Origin of the sequence: Halovivax sp. (assembly GCA_007119345.1) — an archaeon.
GTDB lineage: Archaea > Halobacteriota > Halobacteria > Halobacteriales > Natrialbaceae > Halovivax.
In genome coordinates this window covers 1-18,474 of the sequence record SKPV01000285.1, presented here as the reverse complement: position 1 = coordinate 18,474, position 18,474 = coordinate 1, and the positions used below count along the sequence as shown (strand labels likewise).

General features: G+C 67.8%; 15 protein-coding genes and 2 pseudogenes. 8 read left to right on the top strand and 9 right to left on the bottom strand.

Annotated features, from left to right (window positions below):
• Both QZT59_RS18835 and QZT59_RS18830 read right to left on the bottom strand, forming a co-directional pair.
• Positions 1-272: pseudogene (locus QZT59_RS18835) on the bottom strand (hypothetical protein); the annotation flags it as partial.
• A 204-nt stretch (positions 273-476) separates the two neighbouring features.
• Entirely contained in the window at positions 477-1,799 is a 1,323-nt protein-coding gene (locus tag QZT59_RS18830) for a M48 family metallopeptidase (RefSeq protein WP_290819457.1), read from the bottom strand.
• Between the two features lie 283 nt (positions 1,800-2,082).
• Between QZT59_RS18830 and katG the strand changes: the two genes are divergently transcribed.
• From katG to QZT59_RS18810, 4 genes are all read left to right on the top strand, one after another.
• The gene (katG, locus tag QZT59_RS18825) at positions 2,083-4,230 is read left to right on the top strand and encodes a catalase/peroxidase HPI (protein WP_290819456.1); all 2,148 of its coding nucleotides are present in this window, start codon (positions 2,083-2,085) and stop codon (positions 4,228-4,230) included.
• A gap of 92 nt (positions 4,231-4,322) precedes the next feature.
• Positions 4,323-5,294: an acetamidase/formamidase family protein gene (locus QZT59_RS18820; protein WP_290819454.1), complete on the top strand. Its 972-nt coding sequence runs from the start codon at positions 4,323-4,325 to the stop codon at positions 5,292-5,294.
• A 196-nt stretch (positions 5,295-5,490) separates the two neighbouring features.
• Positions 5,491-6,681 carry a bacterio-opsin activator domain-containing protein gene (locus QZT59_RS18815; protein ID WP_290819452.1) on the top strand — a complete coding sequence of 397 codons (1,191 nt, stop codon included), beginning with the start codon at positions 5,491-5,493 and terminating at the stop codon, positions 6,679-6,681.
• A 57-nt stretch (positions 6,682-6,738) separates the two neighbouring features.
• Positions 6,739-7,077, top strand: a complete 339-nt coding sequence (locus QZT59_RS18810; protein ID WP_290819450.1) for a HalOD1 output domain-containing protein — start codon at positions 6,739-6,741, stop codon at positions 7,075-7,077.
• Positions 7,078-7,244: 167 nt separating this feature from the next.
• On the opposite strand, the gene twy1 is transcribed toward QZT59_RS18810, so the two are convergent.
• The 6 genes from twy1 to QZT59_RS18780 form a co-directional block, all read right to left on the bottom strand.
• Entirely contained in the window at positions 7,245-8,222 is a 978-nt protein-coding gene (gene twy1, locus QZT59_RS18805) for a 4-demethylwyosine synthase TYW1 (RefSeq protein WP_290819448.1), read from the bottom strand.
• Between the two features lie 55 nt (positions 8,223-8,277).
• The gene (locus QZT59_RS18800) at positions 8,278-9,270 is read right to left on the bottom strand and encodes a hypothetical protein (RefSeq protein ID WP_290819446.1); all 993 of its coding nucleotides are present in this window, start codon (positions 9,268-9,270) and stop codon (positions 8,278-8,280) included.
• 276 nt (positions 9,271-9,546) lie between these two features.
• Entirely contained in the window at positions 9,547-9,867 is a 321-nt protein-coding gene (locus QZT59_RS18795) for a hypothetical protein (protein WP_290819444.1), read from the bottom strand.
• Between the two features lie 72 nt (positions 9,868-9,939).
• Positions 9,940-10,692 (bottom strand): bacteriorhodopsin, encoded by a 753-nt coding sequence (locus tag QZT59_RS18790; protein WP_290819442.1) that lies wholly within the window; start codon positions 10,690-10,692, stop codon positions 9,940-9,942.
• Positions 10,689-12,281 carry a methyl-accepting chemotaxis protein gene (locus QZT59_RS18785; protein WP_290819440.1) on the bottom strand — a complete coding sequence of 531 codons (1,593 nt, stop codon included), beginning with the start codon at positions 12,279-12,281 and terminating at the stop codon, positions 10,689-10,691. Before QZT59_RS18785 ends, QZT59_RS18790 begins: the two co-directional genes overlap by 4 nt.
• A 156-nt stretch (positions 12,282-12,437) precedes the next feature.
• Positions 12,438-13,136, bottom strand: coding sequence for an HAD-IIB family hydrolase (locus QZT59_RS18780; protein WP_290819438.1), 699 nt, complete (start codon positions 13,134-13,136; stop codon positions 12,438-12,440).
• A 91-nt stretch (positions 13,137-13,227) separates the two neighbouring features.
• Between QZT59_RS18780 and QZT59_RS18775 the strand changes: the two genes are divergently transcribed.
• Entirely contained in the window at positions 13,228-13,428 is a 201-nt protein-coding gene (locus QZT59_RS18775; protein WP_290819437.1) for a hypothetical protein, read from the top strand.
• 651 nt (positions 13,429-14,079) lie between these two features.
• The gene (locus QZT59_RS18770) at positions 14,080-15,723 is read left to right on the top strand and encodes an ABC transporter substrate-binding protein (RefSeq protein ID WP_290819435.1); all 1,644 of its coding nucleotides are present in this window, start codon (positions 14,080-14,082) and stop codon (positions 15,721-15,723) included.
• A gap of 473 nt (positions 15,724-16,196) precedes the next feature.
• On the opposite strand, the gene QZT59_RS18765 is transcribed toward QZT59_RS18770, so the two are convergent.
• Positions 16,197-16,811, bottom strand: coding sequence for a DJ-1/PfpI family protein (locus tag QZT59_RS18765; protein WP_290819433.1), 615 nt, complete (start codon positions 16,809-16,811; stop codon positions 16,197-16,199).
• Between the two features lie 244 nt (positions 16,812-17,055).
• Between QZT59_RS18765 and QZT59_RS18760 the strand changes: the two genes are divergently transcribed.
• Positions 17,056-18,027 carry an ABC transporter permease gene (locus tag QZT59_RS18760; protein ID WP_290819431.1) on the top strand — a complete coding sequence of 324 codons (972 nt, stop codon included), beginning with the start codon at positions 17,056-17,058 and terminating at the stop codon, positions 18,025-18,027.
• Positions 18,024-18,474, top strand: a pseudogene (locus tag QZT59_RS18755) (hypothetical protein); the annotation flags it as partial. The gene QZT59_RS18760 and the pseudogene QZT59_RS18755, both read left to right, overlap by 4 nt.

The following is an 18,474-nucleotide window of genomic DNA, read 5'->3' as shown; positions in this document are numbered from 1 at the left end:
GGTCGCCTCCGCGCCGGCGGCGGCTCCGCGGCCAGCTGCGGACCGCGTCGGCCCGTCGGCTCGGGCGCCGGTTGTCGCTCGCCCCTTGGCGGGCCCTCGTCCGCGTCCGCCGCCTCCGTCGAGTCGGGTGCGAACGCGTCGACGGTTCGCAGGTAGCTCTCGAGCGGGGCCTTCGACAGGTCCGCTCCCATCCGCTGGGTCGTCAGCTGCAACTCGAGGGCGCTCAGCGACGTTCGTATCGCCGCGCGGTTGAATGCGCTGAACTCGCTCATCGTCCGCCGCGGGAGGTCGACTCCCCAGGCGGACCGGTCGCCCCGGCCCGACCGTCCGTCGTTCTGATCGTCCCGGCCCGACCGTCGCGCGTCTCGATTTGGATGTCGGTCGCTCATGCGTGTGCGTCTCCGCCACCGGGCTGTGCTTAAACGCTCGCCATGGGTACGCACCCCGTTCGACGACCCGCCGATCGCGCCCGACCCTCAGTCCGAGCCGGTCGCGCCGGCGGCGGGCGATTCGTCGCCGTCCGCCGGCTCGCCGTCCAGGGCCTCGATGTAGCGGATTCGGTCCGGTATCGGCGGGTGCGAGTAGTGGAAGGTGGCGTACCACGGGTGCGGGAACGGGTTCGAGAGGTTCTCCCCGGTGAGCGTCGCGAGCGCCTCGATCAGCGGCTCGCCGTCGCCCATCACGTGGGTCGCGAAGGCGTCCGCTTCGCGCTCGTGGGCCAGCGAGAGTTTGTTTTCGATGGGGCGCGAGAGCTGCATGAGCGGGGAGAGCCAGAGCGCGCCCACCGCGAGTCCGGCGTAGGTTGCCTCGGGCAAGCCGAACATCTCGTAGAGCCACGCCTGCTCGACGAGCACCCAGAGGGCCCCGAGAAGGGCGCCGATGCGGACGAGGCCGGCCCCGAACTGCTTCCAGATGTGCGCTCGCTTCCAGTGGGCCAGCTCGTGGGCGAGCACGGCCTCGAGCTGGGGAAGGTCCATCTGGTCGACGAGCGTGTCGAAGAGGACGACTCGCTTGGTTCGCCCGAAGCCGACGAAGTAGGCGTTCGAGTGCGAGGAGCGCCGACTCGCGTCCATCACGTAGACGTCGTCGCAGGTGAACCCCGCGCGGTCGAAGACGCGCTCGACGGCCTCGCGGAGGTCGCCCGACTCGACGGGCTCGAAGTCGTTGAACAGCGGCGCGATCACCCGGGGGTAGACGACGAGCATCGCGAGCGAGAAGCCGGCGAAGAGCGCGAGCGCGGCGAGGGGCCACAGCGCGGGCAGCGCCTCGATCACCCAGAGCACGGCGGCCGCCAACGCGGCGACGATGACCATCGTGATCGCCAGCCCCAGTAGCAGGTCTCGGACGTACAGCGCGGGCGTCTGCTCGTTGAACTCGAAGCGTTCCTCGACCACGAACGTGTCGTAGACGTCGAACGGGACGGAGAGCGCTCGCAGGGCGACGACCGCGCCGAGGAAAAACAGCGTCCCGGTGACGACCGGTCCGTAGCCGAGCCCCTCGAGGAACTCGATCGCGGCCGCCAGCGCCCCGGAGTAGAGCGCGGCGAGGATCGCGGCGACGACCGTCCACGTCCGGAGCTGCCCGAGACGGGTTTTGGCCCGCTGGTAGGCGGCGACCGCGTCCGGGTCCGCCACCCCGAGGCGCTCGCTGACCCACGTGCGCTCGCGTTCGAGCGCTCGGCGGCCGTGACGGACGTTCAACGCGGCGAGGGCGCCGAAGAAGACGGACGAACCGACCACGAGCGCGAGAAAAACCGCGTGCTCGAGGGGGTACTCGCCGATCGGGACCGGATCGAACATGTCGCCGTCTTGGCGTCGACGGAGGTAATGGTTTCGCAATCACGCCCGCGGGTACGCGTCACGACCGGCCAGGGCGATTCGAACGTCGTCGTGTCGCCGACCTCGTCTGCCCTCTCTCGGGCGAACCTCCGACCAACTTCTTCGTCAGTCGAGCGAAACGTTCGCGATCGTCGGTACGAAGCCATCGCCGACCGATTTCACTAATTCGAAAGATCGATTGGTTTTCGGCGAAGGGATGGTTTCCGAATTAGACACTCTTAATAAGGGAAAGGCCAAATCTCCGATGATGACTGGGTCCAACCAAGATTGGTGGCCGAACGCGTTGAACTTGAAGATCCTCGACCAGAACGCCCGTCCGGTCGATCCGATGGACGAGGACTTCGATTACGCCGAGGAGTTCGAGAAACTCGACCTCGACGAAGTGAAGGCGGACATCGCGGACGTGTTGACGACGTCCCAGGATTGGTGGCCGGCGGACTACGGCCACTACGGACCGCTCATCATCCGGATGGCGTGGCACAGCGCGGGGACGTACCGGACCAGTGACGGCCGTGGTGGCGCCTCGGGAGGCCATCAGCGCTTTGCGCCGCTCAGTGCCTGGCCCGACAACGTCAACCTCGACAAGGCCCGCCGTGTGCTCTGGCCGGTCAAGAAAAAGTACGGACGCAAACTCTCGTGGGCGGACCTGCTAGTCCTGTCCGGCAACGTCGCCCTCGAGTCGATGGGCTTCGAGACCTACGGCTTCGCCGGTGGACGCGAAGACGACTTCGAGCCCGACGAAAGCGTCGACTGGGGCCCCGAGGAGGAGTGGCTCGGCTCCGACCGCCACGACGAAGAGGGTAACCTCGAGGGCGACCTCGCCGCCGACCACATGGGCCTGATCTACGTGAACCCGGAGGGCCCCGACGGAAACCCGGATCCGAAAGAGTCGGCGAAGTACATCCGCCAGTCGTTCGGACGGATGGCGATGAACGACGAGGAGACGGTCGCACTCATCGCCGGCGGACACGAGTTCGGGAAAGTCCACGGTGCGGCCCCCGACGATCACCTCGGCCCGGACCCCGAAGAGGCACCCATCGAGATGCAGGGCCTCGGCTGGGAGAGCGACTACGGCACCGGTAAGGGCGACGACACCATCACCAGCGGCCTCGAGGGCCCGTGGACCGAGACGCCGATCCAGTGGAACCACGACTTCCTCGACAACCTGTTTTCCTACGAGTGGGAGCTCGACGAGAGCCCCGCCGGTGCCTACCAGTGGACGCCGGTGGACGAGGAGGCACAGGACGCCGCGCCGGCTGCCCACGATCCGGAGGGGAGCCAGACGCCCATGATGCTCACGACGGACCTCGCGCTCAAGGAGGACCCGGACTACCGTGAGATCGCCAAGCGGTTCCACGAGAACCCGGCGGAACTCGAGGAGGCCTTCGCGAAGGCCTGGTACAAGCTGATCCACCGCGACCTGGGCCCCTCGGAGCGGTTCCTCGGCCCCGAAGTTCCCGACGAGGAGTTCCTCTGGCAGGACCCACTCCCCGACGTCGACCACGAACTGATCGGCGACGAAGAGATCGCCCAGCTCAAAGCGGAGATCCTCGAGTCGGAACTGTCCGTCTCCGAGCTGGTCAAGACCGCCTGGGCGTCGGCGTCGACCTACCGCGACAGCGACAAGCGCGGCGGCGCGAACGGGGCCCGCATCCGCCTCGAGCCCCAGAAGAACTGGGAAGTGAACGAGCCCGAAGAGCTGGCGACCGTGCTGACGGTCCTCGAGGAGATCCGGGAGGACTTCAACAGCTCGCGATCGGACGACGTGCGAGTCTCGCTCGCCGACCTGATCGTGCTGGGCGGCTGTGGCGCCGTCGAGCGGGCGGCACAGGATGCCGGCTACGACGTGGAGGTTCCGTTCGAGCCGGGGCGTACCGACGCCACGCAGGACCAGACCGACGTCGAGTCCTTCGAGTGGCTGGAACCCGACGCCGACGGCTTTCGCAACTACTACACCGAGGGTGACGTGATGGATCGCTCGGCGGAGGAGCTGCTGGTCGACAGGGCCGACCTGCTGACGCTGACGGCCCCCGAGATGACGGTACTCGTCGGCGGCATGCGCGCGCTGGACGCGAACTACCAGCACTCCGACCTCGGCGTCTTCACCGACGAACCGGAGACGCTGAACAACGACTTCTTCGAGGTCTTGCTCGACATGGGCTACGAGTGGGAAGCGAGCTCGGACGGCGAAGCGATCTTCGAACTGCGCGACCGCGAAACGGGCGCGGTCGAGTGGGAGGCGAGCCGTGTGGACCTCGTCTTCGGGTCGAACTCCCGGCTCCGGTCGATCGCGGAGGTGTACGCCGCCGCGGACGGCGAAGCGCAGTTCGTCGAGGACTTCGTCGAGACGTGGCACAAGGTGATGACGCTCGATCGCTTCGACCTCGAGTAATCTCGGACGAGCGCTCCGGGCCGCTATCGACGTCGCCCCGTGAGGAACCGGGTGATCATTTTATCTTCCGGCGCGGCGTGCGTCGCGGTCGAATGGCCCGAGAGAATCACGCGATCGATCACGTGGTGCTCGCCGAGGAGGCTCACGTCCACAGCGCGTGGGACAACGGATTGGATCCGGTTCGGACCGTCGCGCCGGGCGAGGTCGTTCGGTTCGCGTGCCGGGACGCGACGGACGGCCAGATCGGCCCCGATTCAACGGCGGCGGACGTCGCGGCACTCGATCTCGATCCGGTGCACCCGTTGACCGGGCCGATCGAGATCGACGGCGCGCGCCCGGGAGACGTGCTGGCGATCGAGATTCTCGGGCTCGAACACGAGGGCTGGGGGTACACCCTGTTCCCGCCCGGTGCGTGGGGCGCCGGGCTGCTGGCCGAGGAGTTCCCGGAACCGGGACTGTTCGTATGGGACCTCGAGGGGGACGTCGGCCACTTCTGCGACGGGATCGACGTCCCGCTCGATCCGTTTCCCGGCGTGATCGGCGTGGCGCCGGCCGAGGACGGTCCTCACGGGACGAATCCGCCGCGATCGGTGGGCGGAAACCTCGACGTCAAACATCTCACGGCCGGATCGACGGTCTACCTTCCCGTCGCGGTCGAGGGGGCCATGTTCAGCGTCGGCGACTGTCACGCCGCCCAGGGCGACGGCGAAGTCTGCGTGACCGGGATCGAGGCGCCGATGTCCGTGCGCTGCCGGTTCGAACTCCTCGAAGACCGATCGATCGAGCAACCGCAGTTCGAGACGGACGGGCCGTTCACGCCGACCGGTCGCGACGAACCGATGTACGGGACCACCGGGATCGCCGACGACCTCGTGACCGCGACCGAAGCCGCCGTCCGACACATGATCGACCACCTGCACGACGAACGCGGACTCTCCCGCGAGCGAGCCTACCTGTTGTGCTCGGCGGCCGTCGACCTGAAGATCAACGAGGTCGTGAACGATCCCAACTGGGTCGTCTCCGCGTACCTTCCCGAGCGCATCTTCCCGGACTCGCCTCGGTGACGGACTCGGTCGGACACGGCGTTCGCGGGGATTCCTCGCGGATCGCTCTCCGGCAGCGGACTGTCTCCCTCGGTTCGGGGAACGCACTTGTTCGCTCGAAGCCTACCGAATCTATGCGACGTGTCCGAGTTGTCGAAGGATCCGACGGGCGCCGGCGTGATCACGAGATCGGTGCCGGCACGATTGCGGGTGGCGAATGAGCAACCGGTTCGCTCCGGAGCGGCCGTCGGACGATGCCGGCCGGGACGGCCGGCCCGACGAGGCCAGGCCGCGAGACGGCCGCACCGACAGGGCCGGGGTGCGGGACGGCCGCACCGACGGGGCCGGGTCGTTTTCGGATCGCGTACTCGACGCGAGCCCGATCGCCACCGTCGTGGTCGATCGTTCCGGCGATATCGTCTACGCGAACGATCGCGCGGAGGAGACTCTCGGACGATCCCGCGAGGAGGTCACCGGTCGGCGATACGACGAGCCCGAGTGGAACACCTACGACGAGGGCGGTGCACCCGTTACCGTCGAGGATCATCCCGTCACTCGCGTCTTCGAAACGGGCGAACCCGACTACGGTTTCGAACACTGGATCGAACTCCCCGACGGCACCGAGCGCTGGCTGTCGAGCAACTCGGTCCCCTTGTTCGACGAGGAGGAGGTCGAATTCGCGGTCGTCTCGTTCGAGGACGTGACGGCCATGAAGCGCCGGGAGGAGCGGTTGACCAGCGATCACGTTCGACTGCTCGAGTACCGGACCGATCGGGCCGCGGTGCCGCCGTCCCTTCGTGCCGGGGGCGGCGGCGAGACGCGGATCGACGTCGAGTCGGTCATCCCGTTGCCGAACGGAACGGTCGTCCAGTACATGTCGACGGCGGACCTCCCGGCGAGCGAGTTCGTCGACGCGGTCGAAGAGGTGCCCCACTACCTCGAGGCTCGTCTGCTCAGCACCGTCGACGGTCGCACGCGCGTCGAGGCCCACGCCGACTCGGCGACGGTCTCCCAGACGTTCCAGTCGCTGGGCGGTCGGCCGCGGGCCGTCGTCATCGCCCCGGACGAGGTCCGGTTCCTCGGTGAGCTGCCGGGCGACGTGGACCCTCGCCGGGCCGCCGCCGGCATTCGCGAGTTCCACTCGGACGTCGAACTGGTGTCGGGAGAGCTCGTCTACTCGCCGCACCTCCTCTCCGACATCGTCTCCGACGCGCTGACCGAGCGTCAGCTCGCCGCCCTCGACGCCGCGTACTTCGGCGGGTACTTCGATTCGCCCCGGAAGAGCACCGGCGAGGACCTGGCGAAGCGATTCGGCGTCACGCGACAGACGTTCAACCAGCACCTCCGGAGCGCTCAGCGGGTCGTGTTCCGGCACCTGTTCGAGAAGTCGGGCGCCGACGGCCGCTGACGGATCCTGACGGGTCAGTGTCCCATCTTACGCGCACGGAGGACGGAGGAGTGACTAATGGGTGACAACACGACGCAGTCGAGCGGGGAAGCGACCGGGGGAGGAGTGGACGTCGATGTGCGGGGGTACGACCCCTCGACGGGAGCGTTCCACGACCGATTCGATCCGGGCGGCGGTGACGACCCCGTCGTGGCCATCGTCCGGGCGGTGGCCGCGGTCACGGATCGGGATCCGACGGAGATGCCGCTGCTCTTCGAAACCGTCCACACCGGTGCGCTCTCCCGGGTTCTCGACGCGTCCCCGCCCGGAACCCTCGAGGTGACGTTTCCGTACGCGGGGTGCGACGTGACCGTTTCGAGCGACGGAACCGTCCTCGTTCGAGGACACCCGGGCTGAGGACACACCTCGGGGTGGAATCGCTCGCGGAGTGACGGTCGATCGAGACGGCTCCGGGACCGATCGCCCGAGGCGCTTCGTTCGAGCGTGCTCCGACGTTCCGCCCGAACGGATCGCCGCGCTTCTGACGTAGGGACCACGACGCCCCGACCGATCGGGCCGCGGGATCAGTCGCCGGCGACCGGATCGCGCGCCCAGAACGCGCTGTCCTTCTTCAGTTTCGGCACCCAGGTGTCCTCGACCGTCGAGACGAGCGCGACCCGCGAGGCCGGGACGTCCTTCACCACCGGGTGGTCGGGCATGTGTTCGGCGACGGCCTCGGCGAACGCGACGACCCCGTCGTGGTCCGGCATCGTCTCTCGATCCAGCCGGCCGCGGGAGTGACCGACGTGCATGTAGGCCTTCAGCTCGACGAAGTCGGGCTCGGCCCGCTGGAAGAGGCCGGCGTACCAGTCGGGGCTGTGCATGTTCTCGCCCTCGAGCAGCGTCGTCCGGAGGACCGTCCGGGTCTCGTCCTTCTCGGCGAGGACGTCGAGGGTCTCGAGCAGCGTCTCCCAGGCGTCGTCCTCGAGGGCGCGAACCACCCGATCGAAGGTGTGGCGCTCGGGCGCGTCGACGCTGACGTAGAGCTGTGTGGGGTCACACTCCCGGAGCACGTCGGGGCGGGTGCCGTTGGAGACGAGGAACGTCGTGACGTCCCGATCGTGGAAGGCCTCGATCAGCTCCGGCAGGTAGGGGTACAGCGTCGGCTCGCCGTCGAGCGAGATCGCGACGTGACGGGGCGCCATCGCCTCCTCGAAGACCTCGCGGGGGACCTCGTCGTTGCCGCCGAACCCCGAGAGCAGCTTCCGCTGGAGCTCGATCGAGGCGTCGACGACGGCTTCGGGGTCGTCCCACTCGACGTCGTCTAACTCGTAGGCGTGGCCCTGGTGGTCGCGCCAGCAGAAGACGCAGCGCTCGTTACACCGGACGACCGGCGTCATCTGGATGCAGCGGTGGGACTCGATCCCGTAGAAGATGTTCTTGTAGCACTTGCCCTCGCCCCGCAGGGCGTTGGCGGTCCAGCCGCAGGTCTGGGCCGCCGTGTGATTCACGCTGTGGTAGTCCGGTGAATCGACCTGTTTCGGCCCGCCGCCGTTGCTCATACGCGAGTGATGCGCTCGTGGGCGTATAAGGGCCGTGGTCGGCCGTCGCTCGTCCTCACCGGTACCAGGTGATCCGCGTCGCGCGCTGGGTGTCGTGGTACGCGTCCAGCCCCTCGCCGACGAGCCACCTGAGCCGGAGGTCGTCGTACTGCACCGCGTCGGTGTAATCCAGGAACGTCACGGGGATCACCAGCTCGCCGGCGTCCCGGATCGCGCTCGCGACGACGGTGAACACGTGCTTGTGGCGCCCGTTGTAGACGCGGCCGGCGACGACGGGGAGCCGCTGGTTCGGCGCGGGAACGGCCTGCAGTGCGTCCACGGAGCGCCGCGTCAGCTCGGTGCAAAAGAGGCCGCTGTCCTCGCCGGCTTCGAGCGCCTCGAACCCGGTCTCGGACTCGAAGTGCTGTCGGAGGTCCCGCGCGCCGAAGATGACGTTGTCCTCCACGGAGCCGGCGGCGTACCGGGCGTAGTCGTAGCGCGTGTGCTCGCGAAATCCGTCCTTCAGCCCCTCGACGAGCGACTCCGGATCGGTCGGATCTGCGCCCGCGAAGTCCGCGACGACCGTCGGGTCACCGCTGCGAGGACCGCGCAGCGCCTGGACCGCGTACGGCCTCGCGTCGCCCCCGGCGACGCGCTCGAAAAACGCCGGGTAGCTGTCGTACTCGAATCGGACGTCCTCCGCCGCGAGCGCCCCGAGATCGGCGACCAGTTCCTCGAGTGGACCGCCCTCGAGACCGAAGTCCTCGTCGACCGCGGCGGCGTCGGCCGGGTCGTCGGTCCCCGGATCGAACGTGTGGCGGGTGCTGCCGTCCGCACGCAGCCGAACGGTCCAGTCGCTCAAGGTGATCCGTGCGCCGTCGAAGTCGGCGACGCGATCTCGGGAGGGGCGGAGGTTCGCCAGCATCAGCGGATCGAGATCCTGTTCGAGCAGGTTCGTGCCGGTGAGCCGTCCGTAGCCGAGCACGACGTTGTGGATCGCGCGGCCGGTGCCGACGGCGGCCGTCCCACCGAGCCCGGCCGCGAGCACCCTTCGCCTGGTCCATTCCATAATCGAAATCTCTCGGGGAGAGGTACTTTGCCGGTCGGCATATGTCTTCCGTCGAGGACCGTCGGCGAGGCTGGATCGTCGGCGAGGCTGGATCGTCGGCGAGGCTGGATCCCCGTGAGGCTGGATCCCCGTGAGGCTGGTTCCGTCCGGCGTGCGGAACCGGTCTCCGCGACGAACCGGCAATCGCGCAGCCTCTCCCGGTGGTCGGTCCGTACGGAGTCGGCGGTCGCGCGGCGCGGACGATCGCCCCGGCTCGACGCCCCGGGGCCGCGCGCTTCACTCCTCGTCGGCTCGCTCGGGCCGACTCGGGCCGCCGGGGAGCTCGCCCGGCTCGGCCGGCTCGTCGCCGCCCGCCGAGACCTCGCGCTCGAAGCCGTAGAGTACCGGCCCCGTGTTGGCGGTCAGCAGCACGCCGGTGAGCGGCACCGTCGCGAAGAGGGGGAGGGCGAACCCGACGGCGACGGTCCCGGCCGTGACCGTCGCCCAGAGCCGCGGTCGCGAGACGCCGACTCGGTGGGCGTCCCAGAACGTGGCCCCGCCGACCGCCGCCGCGCTCCCGAACCCGAGGAGCGCGATCGCGATCGTGGTTGCGTCCATACCCCTGCATCGGCCGCGCCGGGTCAAAGGGCTCTCGGTCCCGACCGGACGCAGTCGTGACGTCTCCGCGTCTCACTCCGCGGGCGAGGGCGTCACCGGCTCGGACGCCGCGTCGGAGTCGCCGTCGCTCGGTCCGTCGCCGAGTTCGGACGTTCGTAGGTGGTCCAGCGCCTCGCCGTTTCGCAGCAAGATCGCGACGAACCCGACCACGATGACGACGTCGAGGTAGGCCCCGATGAAGATCCCGACGAACGCGTCGAGCAATCCGAGGTTCTGTCGGGACACGAGTCCCACGACGATGTACAGCCACCAGATCAGCAACCCGAGGTTGCGAAGTTTCCCGAACAGCAGGCGGCGTTCGTCGCTGACGCGAGTCGCTCGCGCTGGGATCGAACGGAGGAGCACGACCGACTGCACGGTCAGACAGCCGACCGTCACCGCCGCCGCTGCCAGCGAGATCGGCTCGTCGAAGTACCAGCCCGTCACGGTTCCGCCGATGACGCCGACGAGCAGCACGATGAGCAGGGCCATCCAGCGATAGCCGACGCCCGCGACGTGCGTGAGGAAAGCGAGCATCGCCGAAAACGCGATCAGGTACGCGCCGAAGCGGGCGGCGGGGAGCCACTCGCCCTCGACGTTCTGGATCGTCAGGAACTCCACCGACATGAGGACGTAGGCGGCGCCCATCGAACCCGCGATGACGACGCAGGCCAGGCCGTACTGGCGGCGCCGCGGTGGCAATCGCACCGTCGCGACGACGGTCCCGAGCGTCACGATCGCGAGCACCGCCGCCGTCAGCTGATAGAGCTGGAGTTCGGGGATCATCGGCGCTCACCCCCGTCGGCGGCGACGGTGTCGTTCGACTCCCCGGCGACGCTGAAGACCGCGACCGCCTGGGCGAGGCGATCCGCGCGCTCGGCCAGCGACTCCGCTTCCCCGTAGACCTCGTCGCTCGTCGCGGTCGCCTCCTCGGAGGCGGCGGCGACGTCCTCGGCCTGCGCGGTGGTCTCCGCCGAGACGCTCGCTACGTCGTCGACGATCGTCGCGAGCTCGGAGGTCGAGGTCGCCTGGTCGTCGGTCGTGCGGTCGATCGACTGGACGCCCTCGTCGACGCGGTCGATGTCGCCCGATATCTCTTCGAGCTGGGTGTGTAGATCCTCGACCGCGCCAGCGGCGGTGTCGATCTCGCGTTCGACCTCGCCGATACCGGCCGCGCTGGCGGCGGCGTCCTCCTGGATCGACTGGAGGCTCTCTTCGACCTCGTCGACCGCCTCTTTCGTCTCCTGGGCGAGCTCTTTGACCTGGCCCGCCACGGCGTCGAATCCGCCGTCTTTCCCCTCGACGTCCTGCTGGTTGCGAGCGGATTCGATGGAGGCGTTCAGCGCGAGCATGTTGGTCTGGCCGGCTATGTCGTCGATCAGTTCGATGACCTCCTCGATCTTCTCGGCGTCGTCGTTCAGCCGGCGGATCGTCTCCGCGACCCGCTCGGTGCGCTCCTCGGCGTCCCGGATCGCGCCCGCGGCGTCGGTCGCGTCGGCGCGGCCGGTGTCGGCCAGCCGGGCCACCCGCCGCGACTGGTCGGCGATCGTGGACGCGGTCGCCGCCAGCTCCTCGATCGTCGCCGACAGGTCGTTGATCTCGCCGGCGGCCGCCTCGAGGTCGTCGGTCTGACTGGCCGACCCGTCGGAGATCTCCTGGATCGAGCTCGCCACCTCCCGGTTCGCCTCGCGGATCTCGCGAGCGCCGCTCTGGACCTCGGCGGCCGCCTCGTCGACCGTCTCCGCGAAGCGCTTGACGCGCCCGACGGTGGTGCCGAGGTCGTCGACCATCTCGTTGAACGAATCGGCGATCGCGGTCATCGCCTCGTCGTCCGATCGGGGTTCCAGCCGCCGATCCAGGTCGCCCGCGGCGCAGGCGGCCATCTCCTCCGAGAACCGCTCGGCCTCGGCGCTGAGCGCCTCCGCCCGTCGCTCGGTTTCCCGTCGGGCATCGATCGCGCGCTCGCGCTGGGTCTCGAGGTCCTCGAGGGTGACCGCCAGCGAGTCACGCATCGCGGCGACGGCGCCGTAGAGCGTCCCGATCTCGTCGACGCGGTCCGTCTCGAGGTCGACGTCGAGCTCGCCCGCCCCGATGGGTTCGGTCTTCTCGGCGAGTTGTCGCAGCGAGAGCGAGACGTTTCCGCCGAGGACGATGCCGACGACGCCGAGGTGGAGGAAGAACACGATCGCCAGTCCCGAGACGGCGGCGATGGCCGCGTCGAGGGGTACCTGGCCGTCCTGGGCCGTCTGGGAGACGTGGAACGCGAACAGCGCCGCGATCGCGAGCGTGAGCACGATCACGGCCGCGAGTACGGCGCTGAGCTTCGCCGTGTACCGGCGTCTGATTCGGTCGGGAACGAGGGTTGTGCGTGTCATGTGGGAATCATTGACAGTATCGCTACCGACCACCTGGTGTCGACGACCCTTAACGTTTCTTGCCAATCTGTCGATATCGACCCGGAGCGGGCCGATACCGGCCAAATAAGCACCAAAAGTGATGGCCGACGGGGATCGCAGGCGTGCCGTCGTCGATCATCTCGGGGATCGCTTCGATCCGCCGCCGAACCGATCGAGAACGGCCAGCGCGCCGTCCGCGTGAGGGCGGTCGAGCACCTCGTCCGCGGCCCGTCTGGCGTCCTCGTCGGCGTTGGCGACGGCGAAACTGTCGCCGACCCGCTCGAACGTCGAGACGTCGTTGGCGGAGTCGCCGATCGCGACGCACTCGGAGAGCCCGAGATCGATCTCGTCGGCGAGGATCTCCAGCGCCCGCCCCTTCGAGATCGTCGGGTCCTTCACGTGGTAGGCGTAGCCGGTGTCGACCACCTCGAGACCGCGCTCGGCGGCGATCCGCTCGAGGGGTTCGAGCGGACGTCCTCGACGGACCGCGAGTTCCGTCTCGCGCCACCGGTTGACCGTATCGGCGCCGTCCCAGCCGAGCGAGTATCCTTCGGCCTCGTACTCGCGAGCGACGGCTTCGGCACCCTCGCGGTCGCCGGCGATGATCACGTCCTCCCCCGTGTAGACGACCCCGCCGTTCTCGCCGACGACGAGCTCGGGAATCCCGACGAAGTGACACAGGGCGATCGGATAGGGGAACGCCTTCCCGGTGGCGAGGACGATGGGCGCCTCCCACGCCCGGAGCGGGTCGAAGACGCGCGGGTCGATCCCCCACGCGTCGGGGCGGGTCAGCGTCCCGTCGATGTCGAGGACGAGCGGCGGCTGCGCGGTCATACCCGTTCGATTTCGGTTCGGGGGGATAAATGGTCGGTCCGCGGCGCTCACCACCGCTAGCGCTTACCGCCTGGCGACCGTCGGTGCGCCTATGGATCGGGACGGACCGTTGTACGCGATCGCTCACTACGTCGCGCTGATCGGACTGATCTTGCTGCTCGTACGGGCGATCGACGCGACCGTCTACTCGGTCGACCTGCTGGCGGGCGTCGCGATCGCCGTCCTCGTCGGTCTGCTCTACCCGATGGTCGTGCGCCGGATGGGGATCGCGCCGACCCACTGGGAGGGGTGATCGCCGTCGCGCGACCGACCGATCGGGAGAATCGCCGTCGCGGGAGCGCCCCGCGCCGCTTTCGACGGCGTCGGGCGCACGAAAATCGTCGACGTCGGCGTCGACGGCGGTCAGCGCGCGATCACAGCGTCGGGACCCACGAGCGTCCGAGAAGATCCGGGCGACGTAGCGGACCGCGACGAGGAAGGTCCCGAAGCCGATCGCCGCCGCCGGCGAGTCCACGTGCGTATCGCCGTGGGCGTAGAAGACGGGCTGGAACGGCTCGCCGAACAGCGCGCGGAGGACCGACGAGGAATCGCGGTCGACGTCAGTGGGCGTCGGGCGCCGTTCTCGTGGCAACGTTCCCGGAGCGCATCCGATTAGCGGCCACCTTCCCCCTGCGCACGTTTTCGCTGTTCGCGACGAGCCGGTCGGTCTCGACGGTGGAGTACCTGTCAGCGTGTGCTATCGATTTCGCTCGCGGCTTCCCCGCCGCTCTCGCTCTCGCGTTTGGTCCTTTCGAATAACATCATAATTTTTTGAGATAGTTATATGTCGCCCACTCTCGGTGTATTCTTTATGGTGGGTGCTAACAAACACCATGAAACGGCGGGGCGGCGGCGACGAACGCACTCGCGGCGGCGGTTTCTCCGGATCGCCGGCGCGACGGGGGTGGTAGGGACGATCGGCGCCGTCGGAGGGGCCGGATCCGTTTCGGCGAGGGAGGCCGCGACCGTCGCACAACCCGAGGGCGAACCGGTTCCGGAGCTCGTCTACGAGAATCTCGATCCGGACGCACCGCTACGATTCTGGTACGGAGAGCAACACGCGAATCGACTCCGGGAGGTCGGATTCGACGTCGACTACAACACGCGAGCGCTCGATGCCCACCTCGAGCGCGTCTTCACCACTCGCGACTTCGATTACACGGTGATGCGCTGGCTCGACGGGTTCGACCCCGACCGCGCGCTCCGTGACATCGCGAGCGAGGGGACCCTCGAAGAGGGTGGCGGTAACGTTCCCGGTTTCGTCGACGAGGAGTACGAGGAGATGCTCGCCGAGCAGCGGTCGACCGTCGACGAGGCGAGCCGCCAGGAGATCGTCTTCGAGATGCAGGAGTTCATGGTCGACGATCACGTCATCCACCCGATCGTCGTCCAGGACCGGGCGATGCCGTTCCGGACCGATCGCGTGTCGAACGTCAGCGGGATGCTCGAGGACGGCCTCGCCGGGATCTGGAACATGGTCCAGATCGAGACGGAGGATGGAGAACTTTCGGCCGCCTCTCACGAGGATCTGACCAATCTGGATCCCGTGACCGGGCTGGTGACCCGCGCCAACCGGGACATGATCACGCTGGTGTACGACCGGCTGATGCACGTCGACCCGGACGAGGATTTCCTGCCCGTGCCGTGGGCCGCCGAGGCGGTCGAGTGGGACGGCGACGAAGCGCTCGACATCGTCCTGCGGGAGGGAGCGGAGTGGCACGACGGCGAACCCGTCACCGCCGACGACGTCGCGTTCTCCTTCGAATACCACGACGAGCACAATCCCGACTTCGCTGGTCTCGCCGAGAACGTCGATTCCGTCGAGGCCGAAACCGACCTCGACGTTCGCATCGAACTGCTCCAGCCTGACGCGATCATGGAGACGCGAGTGCTGGCCGGTCGGTTCGCGAGTCTCATTCCGCAGCACGTCTGGGAGGGCCGCGAGCCCGACGACATCGTCGCCGAACAGGACTACGTCGGTAGCGGGCCGTTCCAGTTCGAGGAGATGTCCCTCGGCGAGGACCTCCGACTCAGCGCGCACGAGGGCCACCACCACGAGCCGAACGTCGACGAGTTCATTCGCGTCGAAACCGCCGACCCGTCGGGCACGGCCAGCGTCGTCGAAGGTGGTGCGGTCGACATGGCCAACTTCGACCTGCCGGCCGATCAGCTGACCGCCCTCGAGGGAGACCCCGATATCGAACTCGAGAGCGCGCTGATGACGTCGATCCACTACGGTGTCCCCAACCGCCGGCGCGAACCGTTCGCTCACCCGGCTGTCCGGGAGGCGACCGCACACACGATCCCTCGGGAGGAAATCGTCGAGATCGGCGCCGACGGATTCGCCGAGGTCATCGTCGCGCCGCTGTCGCCGGGTCTCGAATTCTGGTACAACGAGGACGTGACGGAGTTCCCCTACGACCTCGAGCGGGCCGAACAGGTGCTCGCCGACGCGGGCTTCGAGTGGGACGAGGACGGCAACCTGTTCTACCCGCCGGACTACGAACTCCAGGAGGAGTGGCCCGATCCGCACGAACCGCCGGAATGAGTCGGAAACAGGCCGCAGCGTCTCCCCGTCGATCCGGTTCGGCGACGTCGGCGGACTCTCCTCGATTCGTCGCCGCACACGACCGCGACGTCGACGGACTCCACTCGATTCGTCGTCGCACGCGATCGCGACGTCGGCGACGGTTTTCTCGCAAACCCAGCGGCCGCTCGCCGTCGTCGCGTCGGGGCTGGATGGCTCGCCGTCGTTACGCCGCGGTCGGATCGCTCGCCGTCGTCACGCCGCGGTCGGATCGCTCACTCGAGCGAAATCGGGAGCAGTGGGTCGCCTGTCCACGATTTCCGGGATCGGTTCGATAGAGCGTCCCGGCCGTGACGTCCTCGAGCGGCGCCCCGTGCGTGGTGGACGTTGCGTAGGCACGATAGAACTCGGGTTCGCCGAACGCGAGGCTCGTCACAGTCACCGACGGCACCGAGCCCGATACTGGTACGCGAATCGGGGGCCGAGCCGATCGATCAGGCCGGCTGTTCGGCCGGCTCCTCCCGATCGACCAACGCCTCCGCGACGGCCTCGGTGAACTCCGGGAGGTCGTCGGGGACCCGCCCCGTAACGACGTGGTCGTCCTGAATCGCCGGAACGTCGTGGACCGTGGCGCCCGCGTTCTCCATGTCCGTGTGGATCGCCTCGTAGCCGCAGACGTCGCGCCCGTCGAGGATGTCCGCCTCGACGAACACCCACGGCCCGTGGCAGATGGCGGCGAGAAGGGTTCCGCGCTCGTCCGCCTCCCGGATCAGCTCGACCACCTCGTCGACGACCCGGAGGTGATCGGGCGAGAATCCGCCGGGGAACAGCAGGCAGTCGACCTCGTCGAGGTCGAGTTCGTCCAGCGACTGGACCGTGTACCGGTTGCCCTCGACCATCACCTCCGGCGGGAGCGGGGTGCCGAACCGTCCCGTCACCGGCTTGCTCTCCGCCTCCCGGAGCGCCGGGCGCGGGTGGTGGCCGGCCTGGACGGGGACCAACGCGACGTCGGCTCCCAGGTGGCTGAGTCGTAACAACGGGTACTCGAGTTCGATGTCCTCGAACTCGTTCGATGCGACGATCGCTATCGTGGTATCCGTCAGCGTCATCGGGATCCTTCGGTGTATGGTGCTCCGTGACACGACTTCAACGTTGTTCGTCGGTTGCGATTCGCACAAACGATCCGTGGGTCCGATGCTGGCCACAACCTGAGCCAACATGTACCATGGTCCACGGTAACAATTAACTTGCACGACGACCTAGGACGGAGGGAGCGTACATGAGCGAGAAATGGGTCGCCGGGCGAGCGCCCGACGCTCTGTCGAATACTACCGATCGAGGTCCGAGGCGCCGATGAGAAAGTACGTCGCACGTCGCGTCCTCCAGCTGGGAGTCACGTACTTCGCGTTCCTGACGCTGTTGTTCGTCATCTTCAGAGTCGCACCGGGCGATCCGACGACGATGTACCTGCTCGAGGGGATGGGGCCGGAGCAACGCCAGCGCGTGCTCGAACGGCTCGGCCTTCATCGTCCGTTGCACGAACAGTACGTCGATTACCTCCTGCAACTCTTGCAGGGTAACTTCGGCGAGTCGTTCCGGTACGGCGGGCCGGTCGAGGACATCATCTGGCTTCGCTTCTGGAACACGATCTTGCTGATGGGGCCGGCGTTCTTCCTCGCGTACGTGATCGGGATCACCGTCGGCGCGTTCATGGGCTGGGTTCGCGGGACGGCGAAAGAGCGGGCGGGTATCATCGTGACGCTGGTCGCTCGCTCCTCGCCCGAGTTCTGGATCGGGATCATCCTGCTGAGCGTCTTTTCCTTCCACCTCGGTTGGTTCCCGTCGGGCGGGTTGCGTTCGATCGGTTACGATGCCGCCACCTTCTGGGATCGGTACCTCTCGCTCGACTTCGTTCACCACATGTTCCTCCCCCTGATGACCGGCGTCATCTTCTACATGGCGACCCCGGCGCTGTTGATGCGATCCAGCATGATCCAGGTGCTCGACTCGGATTTCATCGAGATCAAGAAGGCCGAGGGTCACCCGGAGTACATCATCCTCTACAAGTACGCCGCCCGGAACTCGATCCTGCCGATCACGACGGTGGTCGCCATCGTCGTCGGCGTCGCGCTCGGCGGGTCGCTGGTCATCGAGACGGTGTTCAGCTGGCCGGGAATGGGCCGGGAGATGGTCGACTCGGTCATGCACAACGACTACGACATGGCTCAGGCGGTGTTCTTCCTGATGGGAAGCGTCGTGATCTTCATGAACTTCGTCGCGGACGTCGTCTACGTCTTCCTCGACCCGAGGGTGAGGTACGAATGAGCACGGACCTCGCGAAGCGGCTCAACGGGAAGCTCGTTCGTGGCATCACCAACAACCGTCGGTTGATCCGACTCTGGAAGGACCTGCGGTACGTCGGGGCCATCATCAGAAAGGACACGCTCGGGACGATCGGCGTCGGGATCATCCTCGTCTTCGTCCTGGTCGCGATACTCGGCCCCTACCTCATGCCCCGCGACCCGTCCGAGGCGTCTCGAGGGGCGGACGGGCAGTTGCTCCGCACCGAGTCGCCGTCGGCGACCGACGGCGTCTACCTCGGGACGACGAACTACGGCGAGGACGTCCTCTCGCAGGTGATCCTCTCCGCCCGGGTGTCGGTTTTCGTCGGACTGATGGCGGCGCTGATCGCGGTGTTCATCGGCGCGAACGTCGCGCTGATCAGCGCCTACTACGGCGGCTGGGTCGACGACGTCCTCATGCGGTTGGTCG

What these genes read in the sequence shown, in the direction of transcription:
- QZT59_RS18830 (WP_290819457.1), bottom strand. Translation starts at nt 1,799, where the DNA reads ATGTTCGATCCGGTCCCGATCGGCGAGTACCCCCTCGAGCACGCGGTT.
- QZT59_RS18815 (WP_290819452.1), top strand. Translation starts at nt 5,491, where the DNA reads ATGAGCAACCGGTTCGCTCCGGAGCGGCCGTCGGACGATGCCGGCCGG.
- twy1 (WP_290819448.1), bottom strand. Translation starts at nt 8,222, where the DNA reads ATGAGCAACGGCGGCGGGCCGAAACAGGTCGATTCACCGGACTACCAC.
- QZT59_RS18765 (WP_290819433.1), bottom strand. Translation starts at nt 16,811, where the DNA reads ATGACGCTGACGGATACCACGATAGCGATCGTCGCATCGAACGAGTTC.
- QZT59_RS18760 (WP_290819431.1), top strand. Translation starts at nt 17,056, where the DNA reads ATGAGAAAGTACGTCGCACGTCGCGTCCTCCAGCTGGGAGTCACGTAC.
- QZT59_RS18820 (WP_290819454.1), top strand. Translation starts at nt 4,323, where the DNA reads ATGGCCCGAGAGAATCACGCGATCGATCACGTGGTGCTCGCCGAGGAG.
- QZT59_RS18810 (WP_290819450.1), top strand. Translation starts at nt 6,739, where the DNA reads ATGGGTGACAACACGACGCAGTCGAGCGGGGAAGCGACCGGGGGAGGA.
- QZT59_RS18800 (WP_290819446.1), bottom strand. Translation starts at nt 9,270, where the DNA reads ATGGAATGGACCAGGCGAAGGGTGCTCGCGGCCGGGCTCGGTGGGACG.
- QZT59_RS18785 (WP_290819440.1), bottom strand. Translation starts at nt 12,281, where the DNA reads ATGACACGCACAACCCTCGTTCCCGACCGAATCAGACGCCGGTACACG.
- QZT59_RS18790 (WP_290819442.1), bottom strand. Translation starts at nt 10,692, where the DNA reads ATGATCCCCGAACTCCAGCTCTATCAGCTGACGGCGGCGGTGCTCGCG.
- QZT59_RS18780 (WP_290819438.1), bottom strand. Translation starts at nt 13,136, where the DNA reads ATGACCGCGCAGCCGCCGCTCGTCCTCGACATCGACGGGACGCTGACC.
- katG (WP_290819456.1), top strand. Translation starts at nt 2,083, where the DNA reads ATGATGACTGGGTCCAACCAAGATTGGTGGCCGAACGCGTTGAACTTG.
- QZT59_RS18795 (WP_290819444.1), bottom strand. Translation starts at nt 9,867, where the DNA reads ATGGACGCAACCACGATCGCGATCGCGCTCCTCGGGTTCGGGAGCGCG.
- QZT59_RS18775 (WP_290819437.1), top strand. Translation starts at nt 13,228, where the DNA reads ATGGATCGGGACGGACCGTTGTACGCGATCGCTCACTACGTCGCGCTG.